Source organism: Myxococcus sp. AM009 (assembly GCF_013372605.1).
Taxonomy (GTDB): domain Bacteria; phylum Myxococcota; class Myxococcia; order Myxococcales; family Myxococcaceae; genus Myxococcus; species Myxococcus vastator.
Window position 1 is genome coordinate 16,812 of record NZ_JABXEP010000036.1, and the last position, 24,595, is coordinate 41,406.

General features: G+C 70.6%; 24 protein-coding genes. 16 read left to right on the forward strand and 8 right to left on the reverse strand.

The window, feature by feature from the left end; translation table 11 throughout:
• Window positions 1–76 precede the first annotated feature (76 nt).
• Complete coding sequence (locus tag HV824_RS11755; RefSeq protein ID WP_176418695.1) at window positions 77–1,441, forward strand: hypothetical protein; 1,365 nt, start codon at window positions 77–79, stop codon at window positions 1,439–1,441.
• A gap of 113 nt (window positions 1,442–1,554) precedes the next feature.
• On the opposite strand, the gene HV824_RS11760 is transcribed toward HV824_RS11755, so the two are convergent.
• Window positions 1,555–2,820, reverse strand: a complete 1,266-nt coding sequence (locus tag HV824_RS11760; RefSeq protein WP_176418696.1) for a DUF1990 family protein — start codon at window positions 2,818–2,820, stop codon at window positions 1,555–1,557.
• Complete coding sequence (locus HV824_RS11765) at window positions 2,817–3,449, reverse strand: DUF1990 family protein (RefSeq protein ID WP_176418697.1); 633 nt, start codon at window positions 3,447–3,449, stop codon at window positions 2,817–2,819. The genes HV824_RS11760 and HV824_RS11765 overlap by 4 nt, the downstream gene beginning before the upstream one ends.
• An 83-nt stretch (window positions 3,450–3,532) precedes the next feature.
• Here HV824_RS11765 and HV824_RS11770 point away from each other — a divergent pair, with 83 nt between their 5' ends.
• Together HV824_RS11770 and HV824_RS11775 are read left to right on the forward strand one after the other, a co-directional pair.
• Window positions 3,533–3,862 carry a hypothetical protein gene (locus HV824_RS11770; protein WP_163781164.1) on the forward strand — a complete coding sequence of 110 codons (330 nt, stop codon included), beginning with the start codon at window positions 3,533–3,535 and terminating at the stop codon, window positions 3,860–3,862.
• A gap of 134 nt (window positions 3,863–3,996) precedes the next feature.
• Window positions 3,997–4,719, forward strand: a complete 723-nt coding sequence (locus HV824_RS11775; protein WP_176418698.1) for a double-CXXCG motif protein — start codon at window positions 3,997–3,999, stop codon at window positions 4,717–4,719.
• Here HV824_RS11775 and HV824_RS11780 read toward each other — a convergent pair.
• Window positions 4,709–5,818: a DNA alkylation repair protein gene (locus tag HV824_RS11780; protein WP_176418699.1), complete on the reverse strand. Its 1,110-nt coding sequence runs from the start codon at window positions 5,816–5,818 to the stop codon at window positions 4,709–4,711. The genes HV824_RS11775 and HV824_RS11780 overlap by 11 nt on opposite strands.
• 167 nt (window positions 5,819–5,985) lie before the next feature.
• On the opposite strand from HV824_RS11780, the gene HV824_RS11785 reads away from it, so the two are divergent.
• Window positions 5,986–7,932, forward strand: a complete 1,947-nt coding sequence (locus HV824_RS11785; protein WP_176423300.1) for a PAS domain-containing sensor histidine kinase — start codon at window positions 5,986–5,988, stop codon at window positions 7,930–7,932.
• Window positions 7,933–7,972: 40 nt separating this feature from the next.
• The gene (locus HV824_RS11790; RefSeq protein ID WP_176418701.1) at window positions 7,973–9,115 is read left to right on the forward strand and encodes a DNA replication/repair protein RecF; all 1,143 of its coding nucleotides are present in this window, start codon (window positions 7,973–7,975) and stop codon (window positions 9,113–9,115) included.
• Window position 9,116: 1 nt separating this feature from the next.
• Here HV824_RS11790 and HV824_RS11795 read toward each other — a convergent pair whose 3' ends face one another.
• Complete coding sequence (locus HV824_RS11795; protein ID WP_176418702.1) at window positions 9,117–9,506, reverse strand: hypothetical protein; 390 nt, start codon at window positions 9,504–9,506, stop codon at window positions 9,117–9,119.
• A 271-nt stretch (window positions 9,507–9,777) separates the two neighbouring features.
• On the opposite strand from HV824_RS11795, the gene HV824_RS11800 reads away from it, so the two are divergent.
• From HV824_RS11800 to HV824_RS11815, 4 genes are read left to right on the forward strand one after another with little or no spacing between them, the layout of a single operon-like run.
• Window positions 9,778–10,326, forward strand: coding sequence for a hypothetical protein (locus HV824_RS11800; protein ID WP_255207963.1), 549 nt, complete (start codon window positions 9,778–9,780; stop codon window positions 10,324–10,326).
• Window positions 10,323–11,132: an ABC transporter permease gene (locus HV824_RS11805; RefSeq protein WP_163780390.1), complete on the forward strand. Its 810-nt coding sequence runs from the start codon at window positions 10,323–10,325 to the stop codon at window positions 11,130–11,132. Before HV824_RS11800 ends, HV824_RS11805 begins: the two co-directional genes overlap by 4 nt.
• Window positions 11,133–11,138: 6 nt before the next feature.
• On the forward strand, window positions 11,139–11,957 hold the full coding sequence (locus tag HV824_RS11810) for an ABC transporter ATP-binding protein (protein ID WP_176423301.1): 819 nt from the start codon (window positions 11,139–11,141) through the stop codon (window positions 11,955–11,957).
• Window positions 11,954–13,117, forward strand: coding sequence for an MlaD family protein (locus tag HV824_RS11815; RefSeq protein WP_176418705.1), 1,164 nt, complete (start codon window positions 11,954–11,956; stop codon window positions 13,115–13,117). The genes HV824_RS11810 and HV824_RS11815 overlap by 4 nt, the downstream gene beginning before the upstream one ends.
• Here HV824_RS11815 and HV824_RS11820 read toward each other — a convergent pair.
• On the reverse strand, window positions 13,114–13,842 hold the full coding sequence (locus HV824_RS11820) for a double-CXXCG motif protein (RefSeq protein WP_176418706.1): 729 nt from the start codon (window positions 13,840–13,842) through the stop codon (window positions 13,114–13,116). The genes HV824_RS11815 and HV824_RS11820 overlap by 4 nt on opposite strands.
• A gap of 201 nt (window positions 13,843–14,043) precedes the next feature.
• On the opposite strand from HV824_RS11820, the gene HV824_RS11825 reads away from it, so the two are divergent.
• On the forward strand, window positions 14,044–15,420 hold the full coding sequence (locus HV824_RS11825; protein ID WP_176418707.1) for a glycosyltransferase family 39 protein: 1,377 nt from the start codon (window positions 14,044–14,046) through the stop codon (window positions 15,418–15,420).
• Between the two features lies 1 nt (window position 15,421).
• Here HV824_RS11825 and HV824_RS11830 read toward each other — a convergent pair whose 3' ends face one another.
• Both HV824_RS11830 and HV824_RS11835 read right to left on the reverse strand, forming a co-directional pair.
• Window positions 15,422–16,363 carry a RimK family alpha-L-glutamate ligase gene (locus HV824_RS11830; protein ID WP_368738048.1) on the reverse strand — a complete coding sequence of 314 codons (942 nt, stop codon included), beginning with the start codon at window positions 16,361–16,363 and terminating at the stop codon, window positions 15,422–15,424.
• Between the two features lie 8 nt (window positions 16,364–16,371).
• On the reverse strand, window positions 16,372–16,524 hold the full coding sequence (locus HV824_RS11835) for a hypothetical protein (RefSeq protein WP_176418708.1): 153 nt from the start codon (window positions 16,522–16,524) through the stop codon (window positions 16,372–16,374).
• A 175-nt stretch (window positions 16,525–16,699) separates the two neighbouring features.
• On the opposite strand from HV824_RS11835, the gene HV824_RS11840 reads away from it, so the two are divergent.
• From HV824_RS11840 to HV824_RS11855, 4 genes are all read left to right on the forward strand, one after another.
• A complete protein-coding gene (locus tag HV824_RS11840; protein WP_176418709.1) occupies window positions 16,700–17,995 on the forward strand; it encodes a M20/M25/M40 family metallo-hydrolase in 1,296 nt (431 codons plus the stop codon).
• 104 nt (window positions 17,996–18,099) lie between these two features.
• Window positions 18,100–19,260, forward strand: coding sequence for an alanine--glyoxylate aminotransferase family protein (locus HV824_RS11845; RefSeq protein WP_176423302.1), 1,161 nt, complete (start codon window positions 18,100–18,102; stop codon window positions 19,258–19,260).
• 212 nt (window positions 19,261–19,472) lie between these two features.
• Window positions 19,473–20,084 carry a DUF2378 family protein gene (locus HV824_RS11850; RefSeq protein ID WP_176418733.1) on the forward strand — a complete coding sequence of 204 codons (612 nt, stop codon included), beginning with the start codon at window positions 19,473–19,475 and terminating at the stop codon, window positions 20,082–20,084.
• A 207-nt stretch (window positions 20,085–20,291) separates the two neighbouring features.
• Window positions 20,292–20,660, forward strand: coding sequence for a response regulator (locus tag HV824_RS11855; protein ID WP_176418711.1), 369 nt, complete (start codon window positions 20,292–20,294; stop codon window positions 20,658–20,660).
• Here HV824_RS11855 and HV824_RS11860 read toward each other — a convergent pair.
• Complete coding sequence (locus HV824_RS11860; RefSeq protein ID WP_217917325.1) at window positions 20,638–21,423, reverse strand: GNAT family N-acetyltransferase; 786 nt, start codon at window positions 21,421–21,423, stop codon at window positions 20,638–20,640. The genes HV824_RS11855 and HV824_RS11860 overlap by 23 nt on opposite strands.
• Window positions 21,424–21,524: 101 nt before the next feature.
• On the opposite strand from HV824_RS11860, the gene HV824_RS11865 reads away from it, so the two are divergent.
• Window positions 21,525–21,983: a hypothetical protein gene (locus HV824_RS11865; protein ID WP_176418713.1), complete on the forward strand. Its 459-nt coding sequence runs from the start codon at window positions 21,525–21,527 to the stop codon at window positions 21,981–21,983.
• Between the two features lie 157 nt (window positions 21,984–22,140).
• Window positions 22,141–24,588: a DNA topoisomerase (ATP-hydrolyzing) subunit B gene (gene gyrB, locus HV824_RS11870; RefSeq protein WP_176418714.1), complete on the forward strand. Its 2,448-nt coding sequence runs from the start codon at window positions 22,141–22,143 to the stop codon at window positions 24,586–24,588.
• The last annotated feature ends 7 nt before the right edge of the window (window positions 24,589–24,595 follow it).

The window sequence follows — 24,595 nt, forward strand, 5'->3', positions numbered from 1 at the left end:
CCCGCTCCGTTCACTCGTGACGCGTTGGGCCCCGTGGGGGCCTGACACCCGGCCGGCGCCTTCCTATGGTGAGGGCATGGCCACGCACCCGGACCACCTGCGCGCCCGGCTGGAAGACCGCGCGGACCTCCTGGAGGCCACGCGGCTGCGCTATCGCGCCCTGCGCGGCATGCTGGCGTCCTTCTTCTGGAAGGAGCGGGTGCGCTCGCAGTTCGAGCTGCTGCTGGAGGTGGCGCGCGCGCAGCCGGAGGTGGACGCCACCCTGGCCGCGCTGAAGCGCCGCGCCGCCGCGGAGGGGTGGCCGGCGAGCGCCGCGCCCATGAAGCTGATGCGCGAGGTGGAGCGCCTGCGGGAGGGCGTGCAACGCGTGGCCTTCAAGCGGCTGCCCGCGCAAGGGCGGCCCGCGACGCTGGGCGAGGCGCTGCTGAAGCTGGAAGAGACGGTGCTGGAGGCGGGGCCGCTCCTGGGGCGGCACAGCTGGGCGCGGGCGGTGGAGCTGCTGCCGCGCAACCTGCCGGAGCTGCGCGCCGCGTGCGCCGCCGCGGAGGTGTTCGAGCACGTCTTCAAGCGGCCCGCGCCGGACGGGGGGCTGCCCTTCACGGTGGAGGAGGCGGAGGCGCTCCAGCGGGCCCTGCCGCTGGCGGAGGTCTCGCTGGCGGCGCTGTGGCAGCGGCTGGCGCACTTCGATACGCGCGGGCAGGTGAAGCGCTTCCTGCTGGCCCGGGTTTCGCGGGCGCCGCGGCGGGTGCCGCGCAGCGGGCCGGAGCTGCTGCTGCACGCGGCCTTCTGGCGGGGCGTGGCCTGGGCGCGGCTGCGCGGCGTGCTGGCGGAGCGGCTGGCGCCGGTGGTGCCCACGGACGCCGAGGTGCCGTCGCTGCTGGTGTGGCTGGCTGCGCGCGAGGGGCGCGGCGCGGAGCCGCGGACTGGCGGGCCTGGGCCGTCCGCGGCGCCTGGCCCGCAGCCACCCACGGGGGGGCGCAGGGGCGACGATTCGCGGATGGGCTGGCCCGTGGGGCACGCGAGCGCCAGCCGTCCAGAGGAGTCGGGCGGCGCGGGCGTGGATGTGGCCGAGGAGGTGCGGCTTTCGGCCTGCGAGGCTTTCGGCGAGGGGCGCGCGGGGCTCTTCGAACTGGCCGCGCAGTTGGCCTTGCTGTCCCGCGAACGTCCCGTGGACGCCTGGAACGAGGAGACCGCGTGGGCGCGGCTGTGGAACGCGGCGCAGCGGGCTCGAGGCGAGCAGGGCGAGGACGTGGAGCGGCTGCGGGACGCGCTGCGGCTGTTCATCCTCCTGCGTGGCCAGGGCCAGACACCCGCGCGTCTGTTCTCGCCCGAGCGGGCGCGCGTGCCCACGGCGGAGGCCGGGGCCGACGCGGGCTCGGCCGTGAAGGACCTGCCCGCGCTGGTGCACGCGGCCCGCGCGGCGGCGTGGCGCGGGCGGTGAGGACGTCGCTCCGCGTCCTGCATTCGGGAACTTTTGGCGACATCCCTGGGCCGCGGCCGGTATTGGCCGCGTGGAGCTCGCTGACGTTGGCGTCCGTGGCCCGCGCGGGGCCGTCACGCGGGTGACAGCGTGGCCTGATGCTCGCGGATGGGCAGCAGCCGCGAGGCCAGGCCCGCGAGGAGGGCGTCCTCCGTCAGGGCCACGGCCACGTCCGGCACGCCCAGCTTCTTCGTCGCGGCGCGCCGCAGCGAATAGCAGGCCCAGCTCGACGCCAGCGCTGCCACGGCGCCCAGGGCCGCCGCGGCGAGCCGCATGCCGCGCCGATGCTCCGTCGTCACCGAGGCCGCGGCCAGGGCGCCCGACAACATCCGGCCCGTCAACGGCACGGCGGTAATGCGCGCGGGGGTCATCGGCAGCTTGTCCGCGATGAGCTCACCCACGGCGAGCAGCCCCAGCACGCGCGGCGTCCAGCGATGCGCCAGGGCCCGGGTGAGCCGGTCCGCGCTGTCAGGCTGCGTCTTCATCAGCCAGCGGCTCGCCAGCGTCGGCGCGCTCATGCTCCGCATCCCCGCCAGCACGCCCAATCCCAGGGCCCTCAACCCGTGTCCTCGATTCATGGCCTCTATCTCCTCCTCCAACTGCGTTTCTCGCCGTCCTGGCGCCCGCTGCGCGAAGAACTGCACCGGGGCCGTCCCCAGCGCATGGCCGGAGTGCGCCAACTGGCCGTGGCTCGCGTGCTGGCCGACGAGCTCCGGGTGCTTCAGCGCCAGCTCGCGCACCCGCACGTGTGTCAGCCGGTGCCACGCGCGCTGGTAGCGCGGGGCCACCAGGGTGAAGCCCAGCCGGCTCCACCAGTTGGGGAACTGGCCGGGACGCCAGGCCGCCTCGATGTGGAAGCGTACCTCGCCGCTCGCGTGGTCCTTCTTGAGCAGGAACCACTCGCGCCCGGCCTCGATGTGGCCCTGGAGCGTCTCGAAGCTGAAGCCGAAGATGCTGCACACCTCGCCATGCTCCTCGCGCGCGCCGCCCACCCGCACGCCGCACAGGTAGCGCAGCTGCTGGCCCAGCGAGCGCAGCTCCAGCAGCACCGTGCGGCCCTGCATCGGCTCCTCGTCGGAGAAGTGCCAGGCGACGATGCGCGGGTCGGAGAAGTCGAAGGTCTCCAGCACCTGCTGGGCGCGCTCGAAGAGGCCGCCCGGGACAGGGCGCCCTGGTGGCTCGCGGCCGAGCACGCTCTCCGAGCGGACCTGGCTCCACCCGCCCTGCAGCGTCATCTCCCCGGAGACCTCCGGGAAGTTGCGCTCCAGCGTGCGAGCCCGCGCCAGCCGGGGCACCATTTCCGCTTCCGTCCAGCCGGAGAACCAGCGCCACTCAATCATTGTCTTCCGTCTCCTCGCGCCACGAAGGTGGGCCCGTGGACGGTGTCGCCGCCGGGCGGTTCGTCCTCCAGCTCGGTGGTGTCCGCGTGAATGACGCCATGCACTCCGGTGCCGGCCGTCAGCGCGGCGCGCAGGACGAACTCGGTCCAGGTGTTGGTCTGCATGGCGTCTCCGGCGGTGACGAAGCCGAGGTAGTGGAGCGTCGAGCCGGAGCGCGCCCGGCTGCGGATGTGGAAGATGACATCGCCGCGCGCGTTCCGGTAAGCGCCGAAGGTGATGCGGCCCGCCTCCGGGTGCCCGTGGAGCGTGCCGAGCGTGAAGCTCTGGGCGTCCTGGTGGATGACGCGCACGGCGAAGGTGCCCGCGCCCTGAATCTTCACCGTCAGCTCTTCGTTCAGCGCCAGCGGCTGGCCTTCGCGCTCCTGTTGTTTGCGCTCGAAGACGCAGAGCTCGGCGGGCGCGAACTCGGCGAAGCGCACGGCCACCCAGCGCATGATCTCCTCGGGGGAGACCCGGCAGCGCTGGATGACCGCCCAGTAGTCACGCTGGAGCAGGGGGCCCGCGCCCTCTTCAGGGAGCTGAAGGTCGCCTGACTGGCCGGCGTCTGTGTGCATGGACTCGTTCGCCATCTCGCCCTTTTCCTCCATCGGTCACACCATGATGGGGACCTCTCCACCGGGCTGCATGGCGCCGCCTGGCGGAAGAGCGCTGCATGCGGCGGGCCTGCCTGCCCGCCCTGGGAGGGAGCATGGAGACGGACGTCAACCCGGCGAGCCGGGCGTCGGAGCAGGACTACAGGGACGTGCCCCCAGTGGTGCGGGCCGAGCACGCCGAGCCGTCACTGACACGGTTGATTGAGCAGCAGACGGCGAAGGTGCCCTCACACGTGTTCCTGGTGGCGAGCCTCGCCGCGATGGCCTCGTCCTTCATCCTGGAAGTGACGGGCCGCTCGCGCCCCAGTCGCTTCATTGGCCAGTGGGTGGCGCCCCTGCTGGTGATGGGCGTCTACAACAAGCTGGTGAAGATTTTCGGGCCACGGTGAGAGGTCCGCGTTGTCTGAAGTGGAGAGGACACGGTCGCTGAGGAGCCGCTCCAGGCAGGATAGGGTCGCCGGCATGCGCACCCATCCTGGCTTGGGTCATTGTCTAGCGAGAGGGGAGCGCGCGGCGGAAAGCGATGACCCGATTCTTCTGGCTGCACGAAGACGAAGCGGCGACGGCCGCCTTCAGTAGCAGCTTCAACGCCGCGCATAAGTGGAGTCTCCCCGGCGTGAAGTGCTCGACCTGCGGCACGACCTGGAGCTCCTGGGGGAACCACTATCCGCTCGTGGACCTGTCGCACCTGCCGGAGCATGTCGAATTCGAGAAGGCCCGACCTGAGTCGTTTACGGAGTTCTCTCGCCTTCGCGAACGGGTGCGCCCCTTCGCTCCCCGGGACGTGGAACTACCACCTGGCGCGGCCTTCGGCCCATTGGTGGGCACGGCGTCTGGCGAATTCGGTCCATTCACCTGGGAGGGAACCGCGCTCTTGCTCGTGCGTCGCGATGCGGTGGAGCGGCTGCGAGTTGAAGGTGTTCGCGGACTGCTCGGTGGCCGGACGGAACTGAGATTCCGCAAGAAGGAACCGCTAGAGTTGCTGGACCTTCAGCTGGGGCCACGCGGTCTGCTGCATCCGGAGTGCATTCCATCCGATGGACCTCCGCCCTGTCCGATTTGTGGGCGGCGCGCCTTTGCTCGACCCGACGAACCCATCCTTGCCGCGGCTTCGCTCCCGGCGGACGTAGACGTGTTCCGGCTCGCGAACTTCGCGACGATGCTCATCGGGACCGAGCGGTTCGTGGATGCGGTGAGGCGCCTCGGACTGGAGGGAATCGCCTGCCAGGAGCTTCCTACCCGCTGACCTGAACCACGCCCAGCGGCAAGCCCTGTCCATTCACCAGGGCCTCGAAGCGGTGCGGTCCTGCGTAGTGCTTGCGCGTGGTGAGCTGCGCGAAGGAGACGCGCTTGCTCACCGTCTCCGCCTGTCCCGGGCCGAGCAGCAGCTCACGCACCTTGAACACCTTGGGCCGCGCCTCGCCGTTCGCCTTCTGGAAATGCACGGCCAGGTCCACCACCAGCGTCTGTGGCTGCTTCGAGCGATTGGCCACCTCGAAGTGGACCTCCACCGTGTCACCCAGGGCCGCGCGGCGGGGCAGCTTCGTCACCCGGGCCTCGATGCCCGACGGAGGCCGCGCGCCCACCACCGCCAGCGCCGCCGGCTCGCCGCGCTTGATGGACGAGCGCAGCGCATGACGCACCAACCACTCCCGCTCCGGCGTGGCGTCCTTCATCCACGCCGTCGCCACCTGCACCAGCAGGCCGGGGTGGTCCTTGCCGATGTCGTTCAGGTTGTTGGCCACCGAGCGGCGCACGTACAGCGCCGGGTCGTCTTTCAGCCGCTCCAGCAGCGCGAGCACGGGCGAGGGGTCCTTCTGGAACTCGCGCAGCCGCGAGGCCCACGGCAGGCGCGTGCGCGTGCCCTCCGACACGAGCCGCCGGACATGCTCGCTCGAATCTTCCGTCCACTCACGCAGCCGGGCCAACGTCCGGGCGGTGTGCCGCTCCAGGTAGGGCCGGATGGAGAACTCCGCGGTGAAGCGCTGGGTGAGCGCGTGCTGCGCGCGCATGGACGGCTCGAAGTGCGCCAGGCCGTGCTCCGCCACGTACATCGTGTGGGGCAGGTAGAAGAAGGAGGCCATGGCCCCGCCCTCCGTGGCCTCCGTCCGGGGGCCGAGCGAGCGCAGCAGCACCTCCACGGCCTCCGGGTAGTCGCTGGGCAGCGCACGGTGCAGCGCGCCAGCGATATGACGCGCCCGGTCCATCAGCTCATGGCCATCCAGGCCCTTCGCCGCCTCCCGGATGAAGGCCGCGCGAGGGAAGGTCGGCGCCGCGGCGTGGAGTGACGCGGCGAGGCGTTCGACGAGCCGCGCGTCAAAGAAGGTCTTGAGGGAGTCCGCCATGGTGCGTGCATCCTGGCATGGGCTCCCCGGTGCACCATCACAATGTGCGTGCCAGGGGGCAGCGGTGGGCAGGCGGACGGACACGGTGGAGACTGGGCAGCCCCCGGGTGGCTCTGCTAGGCCCTGGGCCCGTGGCGACGCGAACGGGCCAGCACTGGAGTCAGGACATGCGCAGCGGGCCCTCGGCGACGGAGCCCCGCTCCTTGCGCGAGCAGCTCGCCGAGGTGCCTGACTCGCTCGCGCTGCTCGAAGGCTTGTTCACCCATTCGCCGGTGCCCTACGCCGTCTTCACCTCGGACGGTCACTGCCTGCTCACCAACCCCGCCTTCCTGGCGATGTTCGGCGCGGCGCCGCCGCCCGAGTACAGCCTCTTCAAGGATGAGCTGCTCGCGCGGCTGGGCTACGCGAAGCTGCTCCAGCGGGCCGTGTCGGGCGAGCGCGTCCAGACGCCGGTGTTCTGGTACGACGTGAAGGAGCTGGAGCACATCCGCGCCCCCGCCGAGGCGCGGCGCATCGCCATCTCGTGCACCTGCTTCCCCCTGGTCGCCTCCAGCGGCGGCGTCACGCACATCGCAGTGGCCTACCAGGACATGACGGCGGAGCTGGCGGCCCGCGAGGCGGCGCAGGTGGAGCGGCGCAACCTGCTCCAGGTCTTCACCCAGGCCCCCGTGGCCATCAACGTGCTGCGCGGCCACGAGCTACGCTACGAGTTCGCCAACCCGCTGCTCCAGAAGCTCATGGGCGGACGCGAGCTCAACGGGCGCACCCAGGAGGAGGCCATTCCGGATTTGTCCCCGGAGCTGCTGAGCCTCCACCGGGGCGTGCTGGAGACGGGCGAGCGCGCCATCGCGCGGGAGTACCCCGTCACCATCGACTACGAGGGCGCGGGCCACGTCGAGACGAAGTTCTGGAACATCATCTTCGAGCCCCTGCGCGACGAGCGCGGGCTCGTGGACGGGCTGGTGACCTTCGCCTTCGACGTCACCGAGCAGGTGCTCGCGCGCCAGGCCGTGGAGAGCCAGCAGAAGTGGCTGGAGGCCGTTCTGGATTTGATGCCCATGCCGGTGGTGATGGCGGACCCGGCCAGCGGCGACCTCAACTTCTCCAACGCCGCGGCGGACCGGCTCTACGGCCTGAACATTCCCAAGGACGTGCCCGCCACCGCGTATGGCGAGCACTTCCACGTCACGGACCTGGCGGGCCGGCGGCTGAGCGTGGATGAAATCCCCTCCACCCGCGCGGCCCGGGGCGAGCGGCTGGACGGGCTGGAGGTCCAGTGGCACACGCCCGCGGGCCATTACGCCCTCAGCATCTCGTCGGAGATACTGCCCGCCATGCACGGCCACCCGTCCGTGGTGGTGATTCCCTTCCTGGACATCACCCGCCTGAAGACGGTGGAGCAGCACCTCAAGGAGGCCGTGCGCGCCCGTGACGAGTTCCTGTCCGTGGCCAGCCACGAGCTCAAGACGCCGCTGACGTCGCTGGGGCTGCGGCTCCAGTCCTTCGCGCGCGCCATCCACGCGGACCCGGCGTCCGCGCTGGCCCAGCGTTACGGGCGCGAGGTGGACGCCATGCGCCGGCAGGTGACACGCCTGGCCGAGCTCGTGGACGGGCTGCTCGACGTGTCGCGCATCAGCACCGGCCGGCTGAAGCTCCGGGTCGAGCCGGTGGACCTGCCCTCGCTCGTGCGCGAGGTGGCCGCGCGCTTCGAGCTGGAGGCGGCGCGCGCCGGCTGCGAGCTGCACGTCACGCGGGCCGAAGGACTCGAGGGGGCGTGGGACCGGCTGCGGCTGGAGCAGGTGGTCTCCAACCTGCTGTCCAACGCGCTCAAGTACGGCGCGGGCGCGCCCGTGCACATCGACGTGGCGCCTGTTGGGACGGGCGCCCGGCTGTGGGTGAAGGACGGGGGCATTGGCATCGACCCGGAGGCCCACGCGCGCATCTTCCAGAAGTTCGAGCGCGCCGTGTCCGAGCGGAACTACGGCGGCATGGGCCTGGGGCTGTACGTGACGCGCACGCTGGTGGAGGCCCTGGGCGGCACCATCCAGGTGGACAGCCGGCCCGGCGAGGGCGCCACCTTCGTGGTGGAGCTGCCGCTGCGGTCCGCCAGATAGGTCCCCCGCCGGAGGGCGGAGAGGTGATACGGAGGGGGCCGTGCGCCTCCTCGCGCTTCACGTCCACGACTTCCGGAACCTCCCCCAGGTCCAGCTCGCGCCCAGCGCCCACGCCACCATCGCGGTGGGGCAGAACGGGCAGGGCAAGACGAACCTGCTGGAGGCCCTCTACTTCCTGGCCACGCTCAAGCCCCTGCGCGCGGGGCGCCTGTCGGAGCTGGTGCGCTGGGGCGCGCAAGGCGCGCGGGTGACGGGCCGCTTCCTCCTCAAGGGCGCCGAGCGTGAAATCGCCGTGGAGGTGGGCGGCGGCACGCGGCAGGCCTTCGTGGATGGGAAGAAGGCCTCCAGCCTGGAGGACTACTTCGGCGGCGTGTCCGTGGTGGCCTTCACGCCGGATGATTTGGAGGTGGTGAAGGGCGGGCCAGACTCGCGGCGCGGCTTCCTGGACAGGGCGGTGTTCAACCGCTTCCCCGCCTTCCTGCGCGAGAGCCGCGAGTACGCGCGGGCCTTGAAGAACCGCAACCGCCTGCTGCGCGAAGGGCACACCGTGGACGCGGTGTACCTGGAGGCCTACGACGAGACGCTGGCGAAGGCCGGCGCGCGCATCTATTCACGGCGGCGCGCGCTGATGGCGGAGCTGGCGCCCAGGGCGCAGGCGACCTTCGCCTCCATTGGCCGCACGGTGGACCCGGCCGTGTACCACTACCGGCCCGCGCATCTGGAGGGCGACTTCGCCGCCGCGGACGAGCCGGCGCTGGCGGCCATGCTGCGGGAGAGCCTCGCCGCGCGCCTGCGCCGGGACATGGAGCGGGGCTTCACCTCGGTGGGGCCGCACGCGGATGACGTCTCGGTGACGCTGGGGGCCCGCAGCGCGAGGGCCTACGCGAGCCAGGGACAGCAGCGGGCGCTGGTGCTCGGCTGGAAGATCGCCGAAATCGAGAACCTGGAGGCCGCGATGGGCTTCCTGCCGCTGCTGCTGCTGGACGACGTGTCGAGCGAGCTGGACCCCGAGCGCAACGCCTACCTGATGGGCTACCTGGCCCAGAGCGGCGCGCAGGTGGTGCTCACCACCACGGACGGCTCGCTGGTGCGGGGCGCGGCGGCGGACGACACGCTCTGGCTGGACGTGCACGGCGGGCAGGTGGCGGTGCGCGCGGACGCCGAGCCGCCGCCGGCCGCCTGAGTCACGGCGTCACGCGCCGGCGGTGCCAGGGCCAGTGGACGTGGAAGCGCCGCTCCGAATGGCGCGGGACGTCGCCTGGGGCCACGTGCTGGAAGAAGGGGAAGCGGTACTCCGCCCAGAGCACGCCATACGCCACGGCGAAGAGGAAGGTGGCCAGCGGCAGCCACCAGGACGTGCCCACGGCGAGCGCGACGATGGTGAGCAGCAGCAGCGCGACGCCCACGCCCAGCGACACCTCACGCAGCCGCTTGGACTCGCTGAAGGCCAGCCCCATGGACACCACTGCAAGGAGCAGCACGGGGACGGCCAGCCAGTAGCTGTGCCGCACGTACAGGTTGGCGATTCCGAGCAGGAAGAGGCCGAGGCCGAATATCGCGAGTCCACCGTCCATGGGGTCCTCCTTGTCCGTGTGTCGCGCGCGCGGCGCTGCTCTCCGAGCCGGGCGGCTTGCGTGCGTCGGGTCAAAGCTGGGGTTGGGGGTGGTGGCTGGGCACTGCCCGCGAAGTGACGCCCGCGCTGACGGGTTGGTGTCGCGACGGCCGGCCGGCGCACCGCGGGTGGCGGGAATGTGACGCGCGAGGAGGGATTTAGAGGTGTGACAGTGGACGTTTGGCCCCTACCACGCGGCATGGAATTCCTTGCAGGTGCGCCACTTGTGACGCATGACTCGGCCGCAGGGCCGGGAGAGAGCCACGAAGAACGGTGCCATGCTGCGGATGACGTTGCTGTGCGTGCTGGTGGTCATGCCCCTGACGGGTTGTCACCGGACGACGTTCGAGGATTCCGTCCTCACCAAGCCCGCCGTGCGCTACCGCATTGGCGAGCTGCCCGCGTACTGGCGGCAGGTGCGGCTGGAGGACAACGACCTCGCCTTCGCCGAGGTGGGTACGGGCCGTGCGCTCTCCGTCAACGCCACATGCAAGGGACATGATGACCCGTCGCTCCAGGTGCTCACGCGGCACCTGCTGGCGGGCTTCACGGACCGGCGGGAAGTCTCCGAACAGCGCATCCCCATGGATGGACGCGAGGCCCTGCGCAGCCGCTACCTGGCGAAGCTGGACGGCGTGCCCGTGCAACTGGAGCTGGTGGTGCTGAAGAAGGACAACTGCGTGTTCGACTTCACCTACGTGGCGCCGCCGGGGCTCGCCGACGAGCGCATGGCGGACTTCGACGCGCTGCTGGCCGGCTTCGAATTGGAGCGCAAGGGATGACGACGCGGCAGCCCGAGGTGGACGCGGCGGCGGCTTCCGGGCCCCCGAGCCTCATGGACCGCGCGAAGGAGCGCCTGGAGTCGCTGGGCGCCTTGTCGCGGATGACGGGGCAGGTGTTCAGCCGCGCGGTGCGTCCGCCGTATGACTGGCGCGGGCTCGTGTACCACACGGAGTCGCTGGGCGTGCGCTCGCTGCCCATCGCCCTGCTCACCGCGATGTTCGCGGGGCTCGTCATCTCGCTGCAGTTCGGCTACTTCCTGTCGCGCTTCGGCGTGCAGTACACCGTGGGGCGCGTGGTCATCCTCACGCTGTTCCGCGAGCTGGCGCCGGTGCTCACCGCGCTCACCGTGGGCGCGCGCATCGGCAGCGGCATCGCCGCGGAGCTGGGCGCCATGACGGTGACGGAGCAGGTGGACGCCATCCGCGCGCTGGGCGCGGACCCGCTGCGCAAGCTGGTGGTGCCTCGCGTGCTGGCGTGCCTGATTGTGATGCCGGTGCTCACCGTGTTCGCGGACGTCGTGGGGCTGGTGGCGGGCGGGCTGGTGGTGAACTTCCAGTACGCGATTACGCTCAACCTCTTCTTCCAGGGCGCGCTGGACGCGGTGCTGATGCCGGACTTCGCCTCCGGCGTGTTCAAGGGCGCGGTGTTCGGGCTCATCATCGGCCTGGTGGGCTGCTTCCGCGGGCTCACCGTGGAGGGCGGCACGGAGGGCGTGGGCCGCGCCACCACGCAGACGGTGGCGACCACCTCCGTCTCCGTGTGCCTGGCCGACTTCTTCATCACCCAGCTCACGCTGAACCTGTGACGCGCCATGCGCTCCTCGTCCTCGCCCGCTTCTGAGTTCGCGTTCCAGCCGCCCCGGCTGGGGGAGCAGCTCATCTACTTCGAGCACCTGACCAAGGCGTTCGGCGCCAAGCACGTCTATGACGACATGGACCTGGACGTGCGCGCCGGCGAGACGCTGGTGGTGATGGGCGGCTCGGGCACGGGCAAGAGCGTGCTGCTCAAGTGCCTCATCGGGCTGCTGTCGCCAGACACCGGGCGCATCCTCTTCCAGGGGCACGACCTGACGCGCTTCACGGAGGAGCAGTTCATCCCGGTGCGCCGGCACGTGGCCATGGTGTTCCAGGGCGCGGCGCTCTTCGACTCACTGAACGTCGGGGAGAACGTGGCGTACCCGTTGCGCGAGCACTTCCCGGACATGCCGGCGGACGAGGTCCGCGCCCGCGTGGCGGAGAAGCTGGCGCTGGTGGACCTGCCCGACACCGAGCGACTGATGCCCTCCGACTTGTCGGGCGGCATGCGCAAGCGCGTGGGGTTGGCGCGGGCCATCGCCACGGAGCCGGAGGTCATCCTCTGGGACGAGCCCACCACGGGCCTGGACCCCGTCACCACGCAGTCCATCAACGTGTTGATCAACTCGATGAAGACCCGGCTCGGTTGCACCTCCATCGTCGTGACCCACGACATGGTGAGCGCATTCACCGTGGGAGACCGCATCGCCATGCTGGCCAATCGGAGAATCGTGCAGGTGGGCAACCCGCGGGAGATGCTCCACTCCACCGTCCCGGAGGTGCGTGCCTTCCTCGACGCGCGCCGCGTGGAGCTGTTCCCTGGAGGCGCGCCATGAGCCTGTTCTCTCCCGTTGGAACCGAGCGCCGCCTGGCGATGCGCGCGGGCCTGTTCGTCGCCATCGGTCTGGCGGTCGCCAGCGTGGTCGTCATGGTCATCGGCCAGCAGTCGCGCCTGTTCGAGCGCAAGACGACGTACCGCGCGTACTTCACCAACGTGCAGGGCCTCAGTGATGAGTCTCCCGTCTGGCTCGGGGGGCTCAACGTGGGGCGGGTGACGGGCATCGTCTTCTCTCCCGACCCGAAGGACCCGCGGCTGGAGGTCCAGTTCCAGGTGTCGTCACGCTACACGGACCGCGTGCGGCAGGACTCGGTGGCGCAGCTGTCCAGCATGGGGGTGCTGGGCGACAAGGCGGTGGACATCTCCCTGGGCAACCCCACGGCGCCGCCGGTGGAGGCGGGTGGGGTGCTCAAGTCGTCCTCGAGCGGTGACTTGTCCGCGCTGCTCAACGGGGCGTCGCAGGTGATGGAGAACTCGGTGGCCATCAGCAAGTCGCTGCGGGCGGCGGTGGACACGTACGCCAACCCGGAGATGGCCAGTGACGTGACGCGCGGCATGGCCGCGCTGCGGGCGCTGCTGGAAGAGGTGGAGAAGGGCGAGGGCGTGCTGCACGCGCTCATCTACGACAAGCAGGCCGGGCGCGAGGTGCGGGGCCTGCTGGCCAACGCGTCCAACGCGGCGGCGCGGGTGGATGGCGCGGTGGGCGAGCTGGAGGGGATTCTGCGCGAGGTGCGCACGGGGGACGGCACGGCGCACGCGCTCGTCTACGGCCAGGATGGCGCGAAGGCGCTGACGGAGCTGGGGGCGGCGGCCGGGCAGCTCGCGGGGCTCATCGAGGACGCGAAGAAGAGCCCCAACGGCGCGGTGCACCAATTGGTGTACGGCGACGCGAGCGGCATGTTCGCGGACCTGGGCAGCGCGGCGGCGGACCTGAAGCAGATTACGGCGACCGTGGCGAAGGGAGACGGCACCGTGGGCGGGCTCATCAGCGACCCGACGGTGTACGAGGACCTGCGGGAGGTGCTCGGCAACGTGAAGCGCAACCGCATCCTCCGCGCGCTGGTGCGCTTCTCCTTGAGCAACCGGCAGGACCTGGACCAGGTGGGCAAGGTGGAGGGCGTGGAGCCGCCGCCAGAGGCGCCCGCGGCGCACCCTTAGTCTGGGTGGACGGAAAGCTCGCGGAACGCGATGTCGCTGAGTCGAAGCTGCTTCACGGCTTCGACGAAGCGCTCGCTCGCGACGATGACCGTCTTGAAGTCGCGAAGGCGGAAGAGGTCGATGTCCGCGGGCAGCGTGCTCGCGGCCAGCACGGCGGACTCGGGTGGGTAGCCGTTCCGGTGGCTGCCACATCGAGGACAGGGCGCCTGCCAGTCCGGAGCGTGGCTGATGGGGTGCAACGCTCCGTGGACGAGGACCTCCAGGCAGTGCAGGGGCGGCGCGGGTTGGCCGCGGTAGCCCAATTCTCCTGGCGCGCCATGCAGGCCCCTCACGCCGGCCGCGTGAAGTTTCTCCAGGGCTGAGGTTCGGAGCCACGGAGCCCAGGGCGTCTGGAAGTAGAAGTCTCCAAAACGGCCCTTGGCCTTGCCGGCGACAGGCCCCAATTGTGTGCCGGGCTCCAAGGGGGCACCCCGGGGGACCCATGGCCGCAGTTGCTCGCACAGTTGCTGGTACGCCTCCAGTGACAAGGCTTGTTCACTCCGCGGTTCTTCCAACAGGGCACGGTGTGCGAAACGCGAAAGGTCCACGGTGGGGTAGGCCTCTCCGAGGCTGCCGTAGCCGCCACAGAGGGTGCAGTCGATGCTCGGGATGCACCAGGGGCTCACGCCGTCGATACGCCCCGTTTGCCGGGTGGCTTCATCCTCGAGAACCTCGAAGAACCTCATGTGCTGCGCCTCCAGCGGCAGGTCATCAGCGCAGATAGTAGTAGGGGCCCGTGCATACTGGGATTGCTGTACGGTGTGTCCATCCGCTGTCCATGCACGCATCTGGCATTGAACCTGCTCCTGGCTTTCGCGTCCCCAAGGCACTAAGACGGCGGCCCTCCAACGCGCCGCCGCCGGGGCGCGCGAGGTTGCCCCGTCGCGATGAGCTCACCCGCCGTCTCCACTCCCGTGGCTTCCGCGCCCGCGCGCTCCACGTCTCGCCTCTGGGCGGGGCGGGCGCTGCTCTTCGTGGGCTTCTTCGCGGCGCTGGCGGCGTTCCCCGTCTACACGCCCTTCGACTCCAAGCTGACGCTCCCCACCACGCTGTCACTGCTGCGTGAAGGGAACCTCGACCTGGACGAATACGCACCCACCTTCGAGTCCTACCGCCACGGCCTCTACGAGCGTGACGGCCACCTCTACAACTACTTCCCCTTGGGGCCCTCCCTGGCCGCGGTGCCCATGGTCGTGCTGGTGGATGGCTTCGTGCGCCTCGCCACGCCCGTGGGCAAGCTGCATCCGGCCCTGGCGAAGCCCCTGGCGCACTGGCGTCACATCTACGACGCCACCGGCCGCGTCGACCTGGATGCGTGGAATGGCCCGCAGCGCCTCTTCGCCTCCGCGCTGACCGCGCTCGCTGGCGTCGTCATGTTCGTGCTGGGCGCCGCGCTGCACCTGTCCCGCCAACGCGCGCTGCTGCTCGCCGCCGTCTTCGTCTTCTGCACGCCGCTGCTCTCCACCGCCAGCCGCGCCCTGTGGCAGCACGGCCCTTCGCTGCTGTGCCTCACCGGGGTGCTCCTCTGCCTCGTCCGCGCGCGCGAGGCCCCGCGTCACCTGACCTGGGCGGGCGTTGCCCTGGCCCTCGCCTACGTCATGCGGCCCACCAACAGCCTCTCCGTGCTGGTGCTGTCGCTCTACGTGCTGTGGACCCATCCGCGTCAGGCCTGGAGGTTCTTCGCGGGCGCGCTCGCCGTGGCCATCCCGTGGGTGACGGTGAACCTGGTCCACTACGGCTCCGTGCTGGCGCCCTATTACGAACCGCAGCGCCTGGAGCTGTCCGCCGCTCGCGTGGCCGAGGCCCTGGCCGGCAACCTCGTGTCCCCCGCGCGCGGGCTGCTCGTGTTCACCCCCGTGCTCCTCATGAGCGCGTGGGGCCTGTGGATGGACGTGCGCGCCCGGACCTTCACCCGGCTGCATGCCGCGCTGGTCTCAGTGGTGGCGCTGCACTGGGTCGCCATCTCCACCTTCCCGCACTGGTGGGCAGGGCACTCGTATGGCCCGCGCTTCTTCTCGGACATGGTGCCCTACCTCGTCTTCTTCCTCGTCCCCGTGGTGCGCGCGCTCCAGTGGAAGGGCCCCGAGGCCCGGCGCGGCCTGACGGCCACCTTCGCGGTGCTGGCCGTGTTGAGCCTGGTCCTCCATGTCCACGGCGCCAGCTCGCGCGCGGTGTACCGCTGGAACAGCCTCCCGCTCGACGTGGACGACCACCCGGAGCGGCTCTGGGATTGGTCCGACCCGCAGTTCCTCGGCCGCCGCTGAGCTACCCGCCGCGTGCGTGCCGCGCCAGCGCGCGCGCCAGGTGCCCCGCCACGTCCGTGCCGCCTCGCGCGTCGAAGCCCAGGAACATCGCCGAGCCGTTCAGCTCCAGGATGCGCGGCACCCCGTCCGCGTCACGCTTCAAGTCCATCCCCGTCCAGCGCAGGCCCAGCACCTCGCACGCCCTCACGCAGTCGCGTGCCACCTCGGGAGGCAGCGGCACCTGCTCGATGCGCTCCTCGTGCTGTCGGAAGTCCAGCGCCGACGAGACGATGCGCAGGCTCGCGATGACGGCGCCGTCCAGCACGTACACGCGCAGGCTCTCACCCGGCAGCAGCTCCTGGAAGGTGACGGGCGCGGCGGCGAGCGCCGCGAGGCGTTCGTCCGTGAGGTCCGCTGCACTCAACTCCCGCGTCGCCGCGCCGCCTGAGATGGGCTTGTAGGCCACGCGCCCTTTCCGGGCGAAGCGGCGCACCGCCTCCGCGTCATTCGTCCACAGCGTCTGGGGCACGGGAAGCCCCACCGCCTGGAGCGCGGCGAGCTGCGCGGGCTTGTGCATGCACCCGTCCGAGGAGGGTGGGTTGTAGAGCGGCACGCCCAGCCGCTCCCAGCGGCCCAGCAGTCCCAGGAGCAGCGCGCTCTTCTCGCGGAACGCGGTGAGCGTGGTGCGCCAGTCCGCGTCCATGGCTTCCTGGGCATCCACCCCGAAGGCCATTGGGTGCGCATGCAGGCCGCGCAGGTACACGGCGGCTGGCCGTCCTACCTCACGCCCGTCCACGACGATGCCGTCCAGCGACTCGGTGAGCGACAGCCGCGTCTGCTCGGGGAAGGCCCGCGTGTCCACCACCACCGTGTCCATGTCCTCGGCGCGAAGCCGGCGCGCCACCTCCTGGACGTGGGCGTCGTCTCGCGCACCCAGCAGCACCACCGTGCCTGTCCGTGTCACGGGCGTCCTCAGCGCTGGAGCTCACCGCCGTCGCCAGTCTCCTCACCCACCGCCATCGTGGTCACCTGCGCTTCCTTCTCGGGCCGTGGTTCGGGGGACGCGGGCGCCCAGTCCCGGATGAACAGCGCGCGCGGCGGCCTCGGCGGTGATGTCTTTGGCATGGTGCCTCCAAGATGCGGACGGACCCGGCGCCGCACCAGTGCCGGCCATGGAGCGCCGCGTCACCCAGGCTGCGCGGACCCTTTCGTCCACCGCTCCACGCCAGCGCCTGTCCTGGCCGAGGCGCCTGTTCGTTTCCGGTGACTTCCACCGCGCGCCTGGGCTCCAATCCGTTTCATGAAAGCTCTTGCCCTGCGTGAGGACCGCTTCCTCGAAGTGCTCCGGCGGCTCATCGCCCTGACTCCGAAGCTGCAGAACAACCCTGGCGCGGGGCTGGTGCCCGAGGAGCGGCTCGCCGCGCAGGTGGTGCTGGACACCCTGGCGCCGCACATCGAGAGCGGCTTCATCCAGGCGGAGTCCGTGGCGGGCCCGGGCCAGGCGTCGCGTCCCTGCCTGGTGCTCACCGTGCCGGGCGAAGGGGAGGGCGCCATCGGCTTCGTCGGCGCGCACTTCGACGTCGTCCCGGCGGACCAACAGGCGGAGGGCTGGGAGCGCAGCCCCTTCGAGCTGTGGCAAGGCCCCGGCGGCGTGCTCTACGGGCGCGGCGTCACCGACTGCCTGGGACACGTCGCCGTGCTCACGGACCTGCTGGCCCAGCTGGCCGAGCGCAAGGTGCGCCCCAGCCGCACGCTGAAGGTGGTGCTCATCTCCAACGAGGAGTCCTCGGAGCTGCCGGGCCTGGGCCTCAACTACGTGGCCGAGCAGGGGCTGCTCAAGCCGCTGGACGGCCAGCCGGTGTACTGGCTGGACAGCGCCAACTTCGGCCCCACGCTGGGCACCGCGGGCGTGTCGCTGTGGGAGCTGAAGGTGACGGGCGTGGGCGGCCACTCCGGCATGCCGCAGAACTGCGTCAACGCGCTGGAGCTGGGCATGGCCGCGTCGCTGGAGCTGGCGCGCTTCTTCCACGAGCGCTTCCCGCCCACGGAGGACGAGCAGCGCTGGGGCTTCCTGTCGTCCTCCAGCCTCAAGGCCACCGTGGTGGAGGCACCCAACACCAAGGAGACGAAGGTGCCCGCCGACGTCGTCCTGCGCGGCGACCTCCGCCTCACGCCCTTCTACGATTTGGCGGAGGTGCGCAAGGCGGTGACGGACTTCATGGCGGAGCTCGACGCCCGGCTGGCGCGCGACGACGCCCCCGCGCACTTCCCGCGCACGCGCACGGCGGGCGGCAAGCGCGGTGAGCTGGCGTTTCGCTTCCAGGGAGAGGGGACGGAGGGCATCGCCTGCCGGCTGGACTCGGAGGGCCTGCGCGCGCTGAAGGAGGCCATGCAGGTGGTGCGCGGTGCGGCGGCCACGCCCTTCTCGCTCACCGGCTCGCTGCCGCTCGTGAGGGACCTGCAACGCCAGGGCTGCGACGTGCAGATTACGGGCTTTGGGGACATGCAGTACTACCACGCTCCCAACGAGCAGGCCCGCTTGGAGGACTTCCGGCAGGGCTTCGCCATTCTCCGCGAGCTGCTCGTCCGCCTCTGAGTCGGAGCACATGCGCGTGGACAGCGCGGCCGGGGACCGCCACAGTCGGCCCGGGCCGCGGGCACCTCTGCTCGCGCCGGCTGCGCGAGAGGAGCGGTGACGCCGTGAGAGACTTGCTGATGATTCCGGGGCCGGTGGAGTTCGAGCCCGAGGTGCTCCAGGCGCTGGGCGCTCCCACCCTCAGCCACACGGACCCCGCCTTCATCGCCGTCTTCGGCCGGGCCCTGAAGCGGCTTCGGGAGGTGTGCCTGGCGCCCTCCGCGCAGCCCTTCGTGGTGTCCGGCTCCGGCACGCTGGCCATGGAGCTGGCGGTGGCCAACCTGGTGGAGCCCGGGGACGCGGCCCTGGTGGTGAACACCGGCTATTTCAGCGACCGGATGGCGAAGATTCTCGAGCGCCACGGCGCCCAGGTGACGCACGTGCGCGCCGCGCCGGGAGACGTGCCCTCCCTGGACGAGGTGGAGACGCACCTGTCGAAGGTCGGCTTCAAGGTGCTGTCCATCACCCATGTGGACACGTCCACCGGCGTGCTCGCCCCCGCGGAGGCGCTGGTGCGGGCCGCGCGCAAGCACGGCGTGCTGTCGGTGGTGGACGGCGTGTGCGCCACCGCGGCGGAGCCCTTCCGCCAGGACGCGTGGGAGGCGGACGTGTACCTCACGGCCAGCCAGAAGGCGGTGGGTGTTCCTCCCGGCCTGGCGCTGCTCACCGTGGGCCCGCGAGCCATGGCGGCGTGGCGCGAGCGCAAGGCGCCGGTGGCCAGCGTCTACGCGGACTTCGCGGAGTGGCTGCCCATCATGGAGGCCTACGAGGCGGGCAGGCCGGCCTACTTCGCCACCCCGCCGGTGAACCTCGTCGCCGCGCTGGACGTGAGCCTGGGACAGATTCTGGCCGAGGGCATGGACGCCCGCTTCGCCCGGCACCAGCGCATGGCGCGCGCCTTCCGCGCGGCGTGGAAGGCCATGGGCCTGCGCCTGCTGCCCACCTCCGACGCCGTCGCCGCCAACACGCTGAGCGCCGTGTACTACCCGGACGGCGTGGACGCGGCCCTGGTGGGCGGCGTGAAGGGGCAGGGCGTCGTCGTCGCCGGTGGCCTCCACCCGGACCTGAAGACGCGCTACTTCCGCGTGGGCCACATGAACCGCGTGGGGCCCGCGGACGTCCTCGCCACGGTGGGCGCCTTGGAGCGCGCGCTCATCGCCGCCGGCCACCGCTCGGAGCCCGGCGCCGCCGTGGCCGCCGCCCAGACCTCCCTGATTGCGGGCTGAGCCCGGCTGGGGCCATCCGTCCCCATTCGTTGGCTGGCGGATGGTCCTCTCGGCCCGCGGGGCGAACCGGGTTTGATTCGACAGTACCGGAAAAATATGCGACTGTTGGCTTCCCGGAAGTGGGGGGAATCCTGTGAGCCCGGAAACATCCGCGAGGTGAGGTGGCGGTGTGTTCCCCGGGCGCCCTGGAAGGGCCCCTCGGGGAGATGAGCATGTACGCGGGTTACGAATCGAGCGCGGGTGGTGGCGCGGCCTGGGAGCTGGAGTTGCGGCGTCTGGCGGCCACTGACGACGACATGGCGCGTGGAATGTTCTTCCAGGGCACGCTGGACGTCGTGGGTTTCCTGGGAGGCGAAGGCGCCGTGGCCCGCTGCAAGGGCGTGGCCGGCATCTGGGAAATCAACCTCCTCCACATGTACCCCATCACCCGGTTCCTCCGGATGTCGTCCACGGCGGCGCGGCTGCTCGCCCCGCAGCTGGAGGGCTTCGAGGGCGTGCTGCGGCGCATGGGAACGCAGGCCACGGTGGACTTCGTGGCGTCCGTCTTCGGACGGGAGCTGATGCGCACGGCCAGCGGCAAGCCGCGGCTGCTGTTGCAGTCGCTGGGAGAGGCCTACCTCGCCGCGGTGACCTACGGTGAGCGCTACCCGCTGTGGACGGGGGAGACCAGCGCCCGCTTCATCATGCGGCGCGACTTCATGCCCGCCGCCTACCACGAGGGCGTGCTGTACGGCGTGCTGGAGGCGGTGGGCGCGCGCGAGGTCCGGGTCCACGGCCGCCAGGTCGGCCTGCTCGACAGCGAGTACGAGCTGTCCTGGAAGTAGGCTTGCCCCGGGGATGATGGCGCGGGGGCTCGTCTGCTCCGTGGGGGCCTGGAAAACCTGCTCGGCAATGCCCGGACGTTCACCAGCCAGCGCTCGGGAGGGCGCAGCGTGTTTTTCGCGACGTCGGGGGAGTGCGATGGCCGTTACTGTGCCCGGGACAACGGCGCGCGCTCCCCTGGATGGGCCGTTGGAGAAGGAGAGGCGTGAGTGAGTCGGCCGTTGCTGGTGGTGGATGACGACGCGGATCTTCGCGAGGCCCTGGAAGAGGTGCTTCGTGACGCGGGCTACACGGTGCTGGGGGCCAGCAATGGCAAGCATGCCTTGGAGGTGCTGGGCGCGGCCACGGAGCTGCCGGGGCTCGTCCTGCTGGACATGATGATGCCCGTCATGGACGGCGGCGCGTTCGCGCGGGCCATGCGTCAGGTGCCCCCCTGGCGGGACATCCCGGTGCTCGTCTTCTCCGCGTCAGCGAACGCGCGCCAGGTCGCGGATGAGATTGGCGCTTGCGGCCACCTGCGCAAACCCGTGGACGTGGACACGCTCCTGGAAGCCGTCAGCCGCCATCTGACGATGTGAAGCAGGCAGGAGGGCCCAGGCGGCCCCAGGTCTCCCACGCGCCCAAATCCCGGTAGCCCAGGCGCTGGTACAGGGGCTTCGCCTCCGGCGTCGCCTGGAGCACCGCGGCCGTCATCCCCCGTGCGCGCGCCTGGTGGTGCAGCCCGCGCATTACCTGCGCGGCCAGCCCCTGGCCCCGGGCCTCGGGCACCGTGGCCACCATGTAGATGCCCGCGGTGTCACCCACGTCCCGGGCCAGGCCACATGCGAGGGGAACGCCCGCCGCCTTCGCGACCAGCGTGTGCACGGGCAGCCGTGGCGGCCGCAGCCAGACGTCGAGCTGGCGCCCCAGCTGGCCCCACGTGCGCTTGTTGATGGCGACCATGTCGTCCTGCGTCTCGGAGACCTCCAGGGAGATGTCCGGAGGGGCGTCGGGCACGTCCCCCAGCGCCAGGCCCAAGGCGTCCATCCGGACCGCGTCGGGGCCGAAGCCGGCGGCCTCCAGCACCCGCCGGGCCTCGGCGTCTCCGGGCGGCAGCACCACGCGCCAGCCGGGCAGGTCCAGGCGCCGGTAGAAGTCCGTCAGGGCGGGAAGGGCGTCGCGCAGCGCCCCCGCGTCGTGGAAGAAGGCCTGCTGGGCCCGCGCGTGCTCCGGGTGCTCCGGCAGGCAGAAGGCGTCCACGCCCGGCAGGCCCAGGTGCCGCAGCGTGCCCCGCTCCCGCTGAAGGTGCTTGAAGGCGATGACGTTCGACAGCAGGCGCGCGGACAGCTCGGCATTCGTCATGGGGCTCAGGAGCGTAGGGCACGCTCCGCCCGGCGGAGAACAGACGCGGCGCTCAAAACCGCGCACCCGCGCGCTGGGAGGATTAGGGTGCGGGGGCACTCATGAGCAGCCCGCGCTTCTACGCCTTCGACCCTCGCGCCACCCGCATCGCCCTGTTCGTGGGGGCCTGCGTGCTGGCCGTCCTCACCGCCTGGGCCCTGGCGGAGGCCCGTGACGCAGGGGGTGTCCAGGCCGTGGCCCGCGCTGGCGTGTCCGCGGGGCTGATGTTGACGTTCCTGGTGTCCTTCCACCGCCTGCGGCCTCGCACGGGCTGGGGCGTCACGGTGGACGCGCGGGGCGTGCGCGTGGCCCGGCCCTTCAGCAAGAAGGAGCTGGACCTGCACTGGGGGCAGATTGACCACGTGCGCCGGATTGGCCGGAAGGGGAGCGTGCTCGCCCTGTTCCTCAAGGAGGAAGGGCGGGTGCTCGTCACCCGGCATCTCTTCGCCCGCAAGGCTGTTTTCGACGAGCTGTTCGCGGCGCTGGAGGACCGCCTCCCGCCGCCCCGCTTCGACGCCTGAACACCCCGTCTCCGGGGGCCGCCTCCCAGGCAGGCGGCCAGGCGGATTTCACGAATGTTTACGCAGCCTTGCGAGTCCTCGTTAACCTTGTTCGACGTGCCTTGAAGTGGTACGCACGGACCTGTTGCAAGGCTCCTTTTCCCAAGGACAGCTTCACATGGAAAAGACCCCCGCTACCGGCTCGGCGGTTGCTCCGCCGCCCGTGGAGTATGGGACGGACAGCATCACCAAGCTCGAGGGCCGCGAGGCGGTCCGGAAGCGCCCCGGCATGTACATCGGCGACACGATGACCTACGGGCTCCACAAGCTCGTGTACGAGGTCGTCGACAACGCGGTGGACGAGTCTCTGGCCGGGCACTGCACCGACATCGAGGTCGTCATCCACGTGGATGGCTCCTTGAGCGTGCAGGACAACGGGCGCGGCATCCCCGTGGGCCCGCACCCCAAGTTCCCCAACAAGGACACCCTGGAGGTCGTCCTCACGGAGCTGCACGCCGGCAGCAAGTTCGGCAACGGCGCGTACAAGGTCTCCGGCGGCCTCCACGGCGTGGGCGTCACCTGCGTCAACTTCCTCTCGGAGTGGTTCAAGGTCCGCGTCCAGCGCAACGGCACGGTCTACGAGCAGTCGTACGCGCAGGGCATCCCGGACTCGCCGCCGCGCGAGGTGGGCACCACCGACAAGCGCGGCACGTACATCGCCTTCAAGCCGGACGCGACGGTGATGGAGTTGGTGGAGTTCAGCTTCGACACGCTCAGCCAGCGGCTGCGCGAGCTGGCCTTCCTCAACGCCGGACTGCACATCACCGTCCGCGACGAGCGCACGAACAAGGAGCACGACTTCAAGTTCGACGGAGGCATCTCCTCGTTCGTGGAGTACCTCAACAAGTCGAAGCAGACGCTCCACGACAAGCCCATCGCCTTCAGCACGGAGCGCGAGGGCGTCGCGCTCGACATCGCGATGCAGTGGAATGACGGCTACGACGAGCGCATCTACACCTTCGCGAACAACATCAACACCCACGAGGGTGGCAGCCACCTGTCCGGCTTCAAGGCGGCGCTGACGCGCACGCTCAACAGCTACGCGGAGAAGGGCAGCCTCTGGAAGGACCTCAAGGAGACGCCCACCGGCGAGGACGCGCGTGAGGGCCTGTCCGCCGTCATCTCCATCAAGCTGACCAACCCCCAGTTCGAGGGGCAGACGAAGACGAAGCTGGGCAACAGCGAGGTGAAGGGCCTGGTCGAGCAGATGGTGAACGACCAGCTCGGCTCCTTCCTGGAAGAGACGCCCATGGTCGCCAAGAAGGTCGTGGCGAAGATTGGCGACGCCTGCCGGGCGCGGCTTGCCGCGCGCAAGGCGCGTGAGACGGTGCGCCGCAAGGGCGTGCTGGACGGCGGCGGGCTCCCCGGGAAGCTGGCGGACTGTCAGAGCCGCGACCCGAACGAGAGCGAGCTCTACATCGTGGAGGGTGACTCCGCAGGTGGCTCCGCCAAGCAGGGCCGGGACCGGCGCAACCAGGCCATCCTTCCGCTGCGCGGCAAGATTCTCAACGTGGAGAAGGCCCGCTTCGAGAAGATGCTCACCAGCGCCGAAATCGTGACGCTGATTACGGCCCTGGGCACGGGCATCGGCGCGGAGGACTACGACCCGGAGAAGGCGCGCTACCACCGCATCATCCTGATGACGGACGCAGACGTGGACGGCAGCCACATCCGCACGCTGCTGCTCACCTTCTTCTTCCGGCAGATGCCGGAGCTCTTGCAGAAGGGCTACCTCTACATCGCGCAGCCGCCGCTCTACAAAGTCACGCGCAACAAGAAGGACCAGTACGTCAAGGACGAGGCCGCGCTGAACGAGTACCTGCTCAAGATTGCCTCCGAGCACGCGCGGGTGCTGACGCCCGAGGGCGAGCTGGGCGGCGCGGAGCTGAAGGCGCTGCTGGAGAAGGTGATTACGTACGAGGAGCGCCTGGAGAAGCAGGCCAAGCGCCGGGACGCGCGCGTGGTGGACGCGCTGGTGCAGGGCGCGCGGCTGTCGGCGGAGACGCTGACGGACGAGGCGGCCCTGGAGACGGTGGTGAAGGCCGCCTACGACACCTTCGAGCGCCGCATGCCGGACGTGCTGGGCCGCGTGCGCCACGAGCTGGTGCAGGACCCCGAGCACCACACCAAGAAGCTGGTGTTCCACACCGACGTGAATGGCGCCATGCGGGAGACGGTGCTCGACCACGCCTTCCTGTCGTCGCCGGAGTACGTGGAGCTGACGGCGCTGCGCGACGCCTTCGTGGCGCTGGGCAAGCCGCCGTACAAGGTCCGCGTGGATGCGGGAGAAATCACCGTCTTCTCCGTGCAGGAGGTGCTCGCCGCCGTCCGCAAGGACGCGCAGCGCGGCCTGGGCCTGCAGCGCTACAAGGGCCTGGGTGAGATGAACCCGGAGCAGCTCTGGGACACGACGATGAACCCGGCCACGCGCACGCTGCTCCAGGTGCGGGTGGAGGACGCGGTGGAGAGCGACGAAATCTTCTCGCTGCTGATGGGCGAGGCGGTGGAGCCGCGGCGCGAGTTCATCGAGCGCAACGCCCTGGACGTGCAGAACCTGGACATCTGAGTCCGTC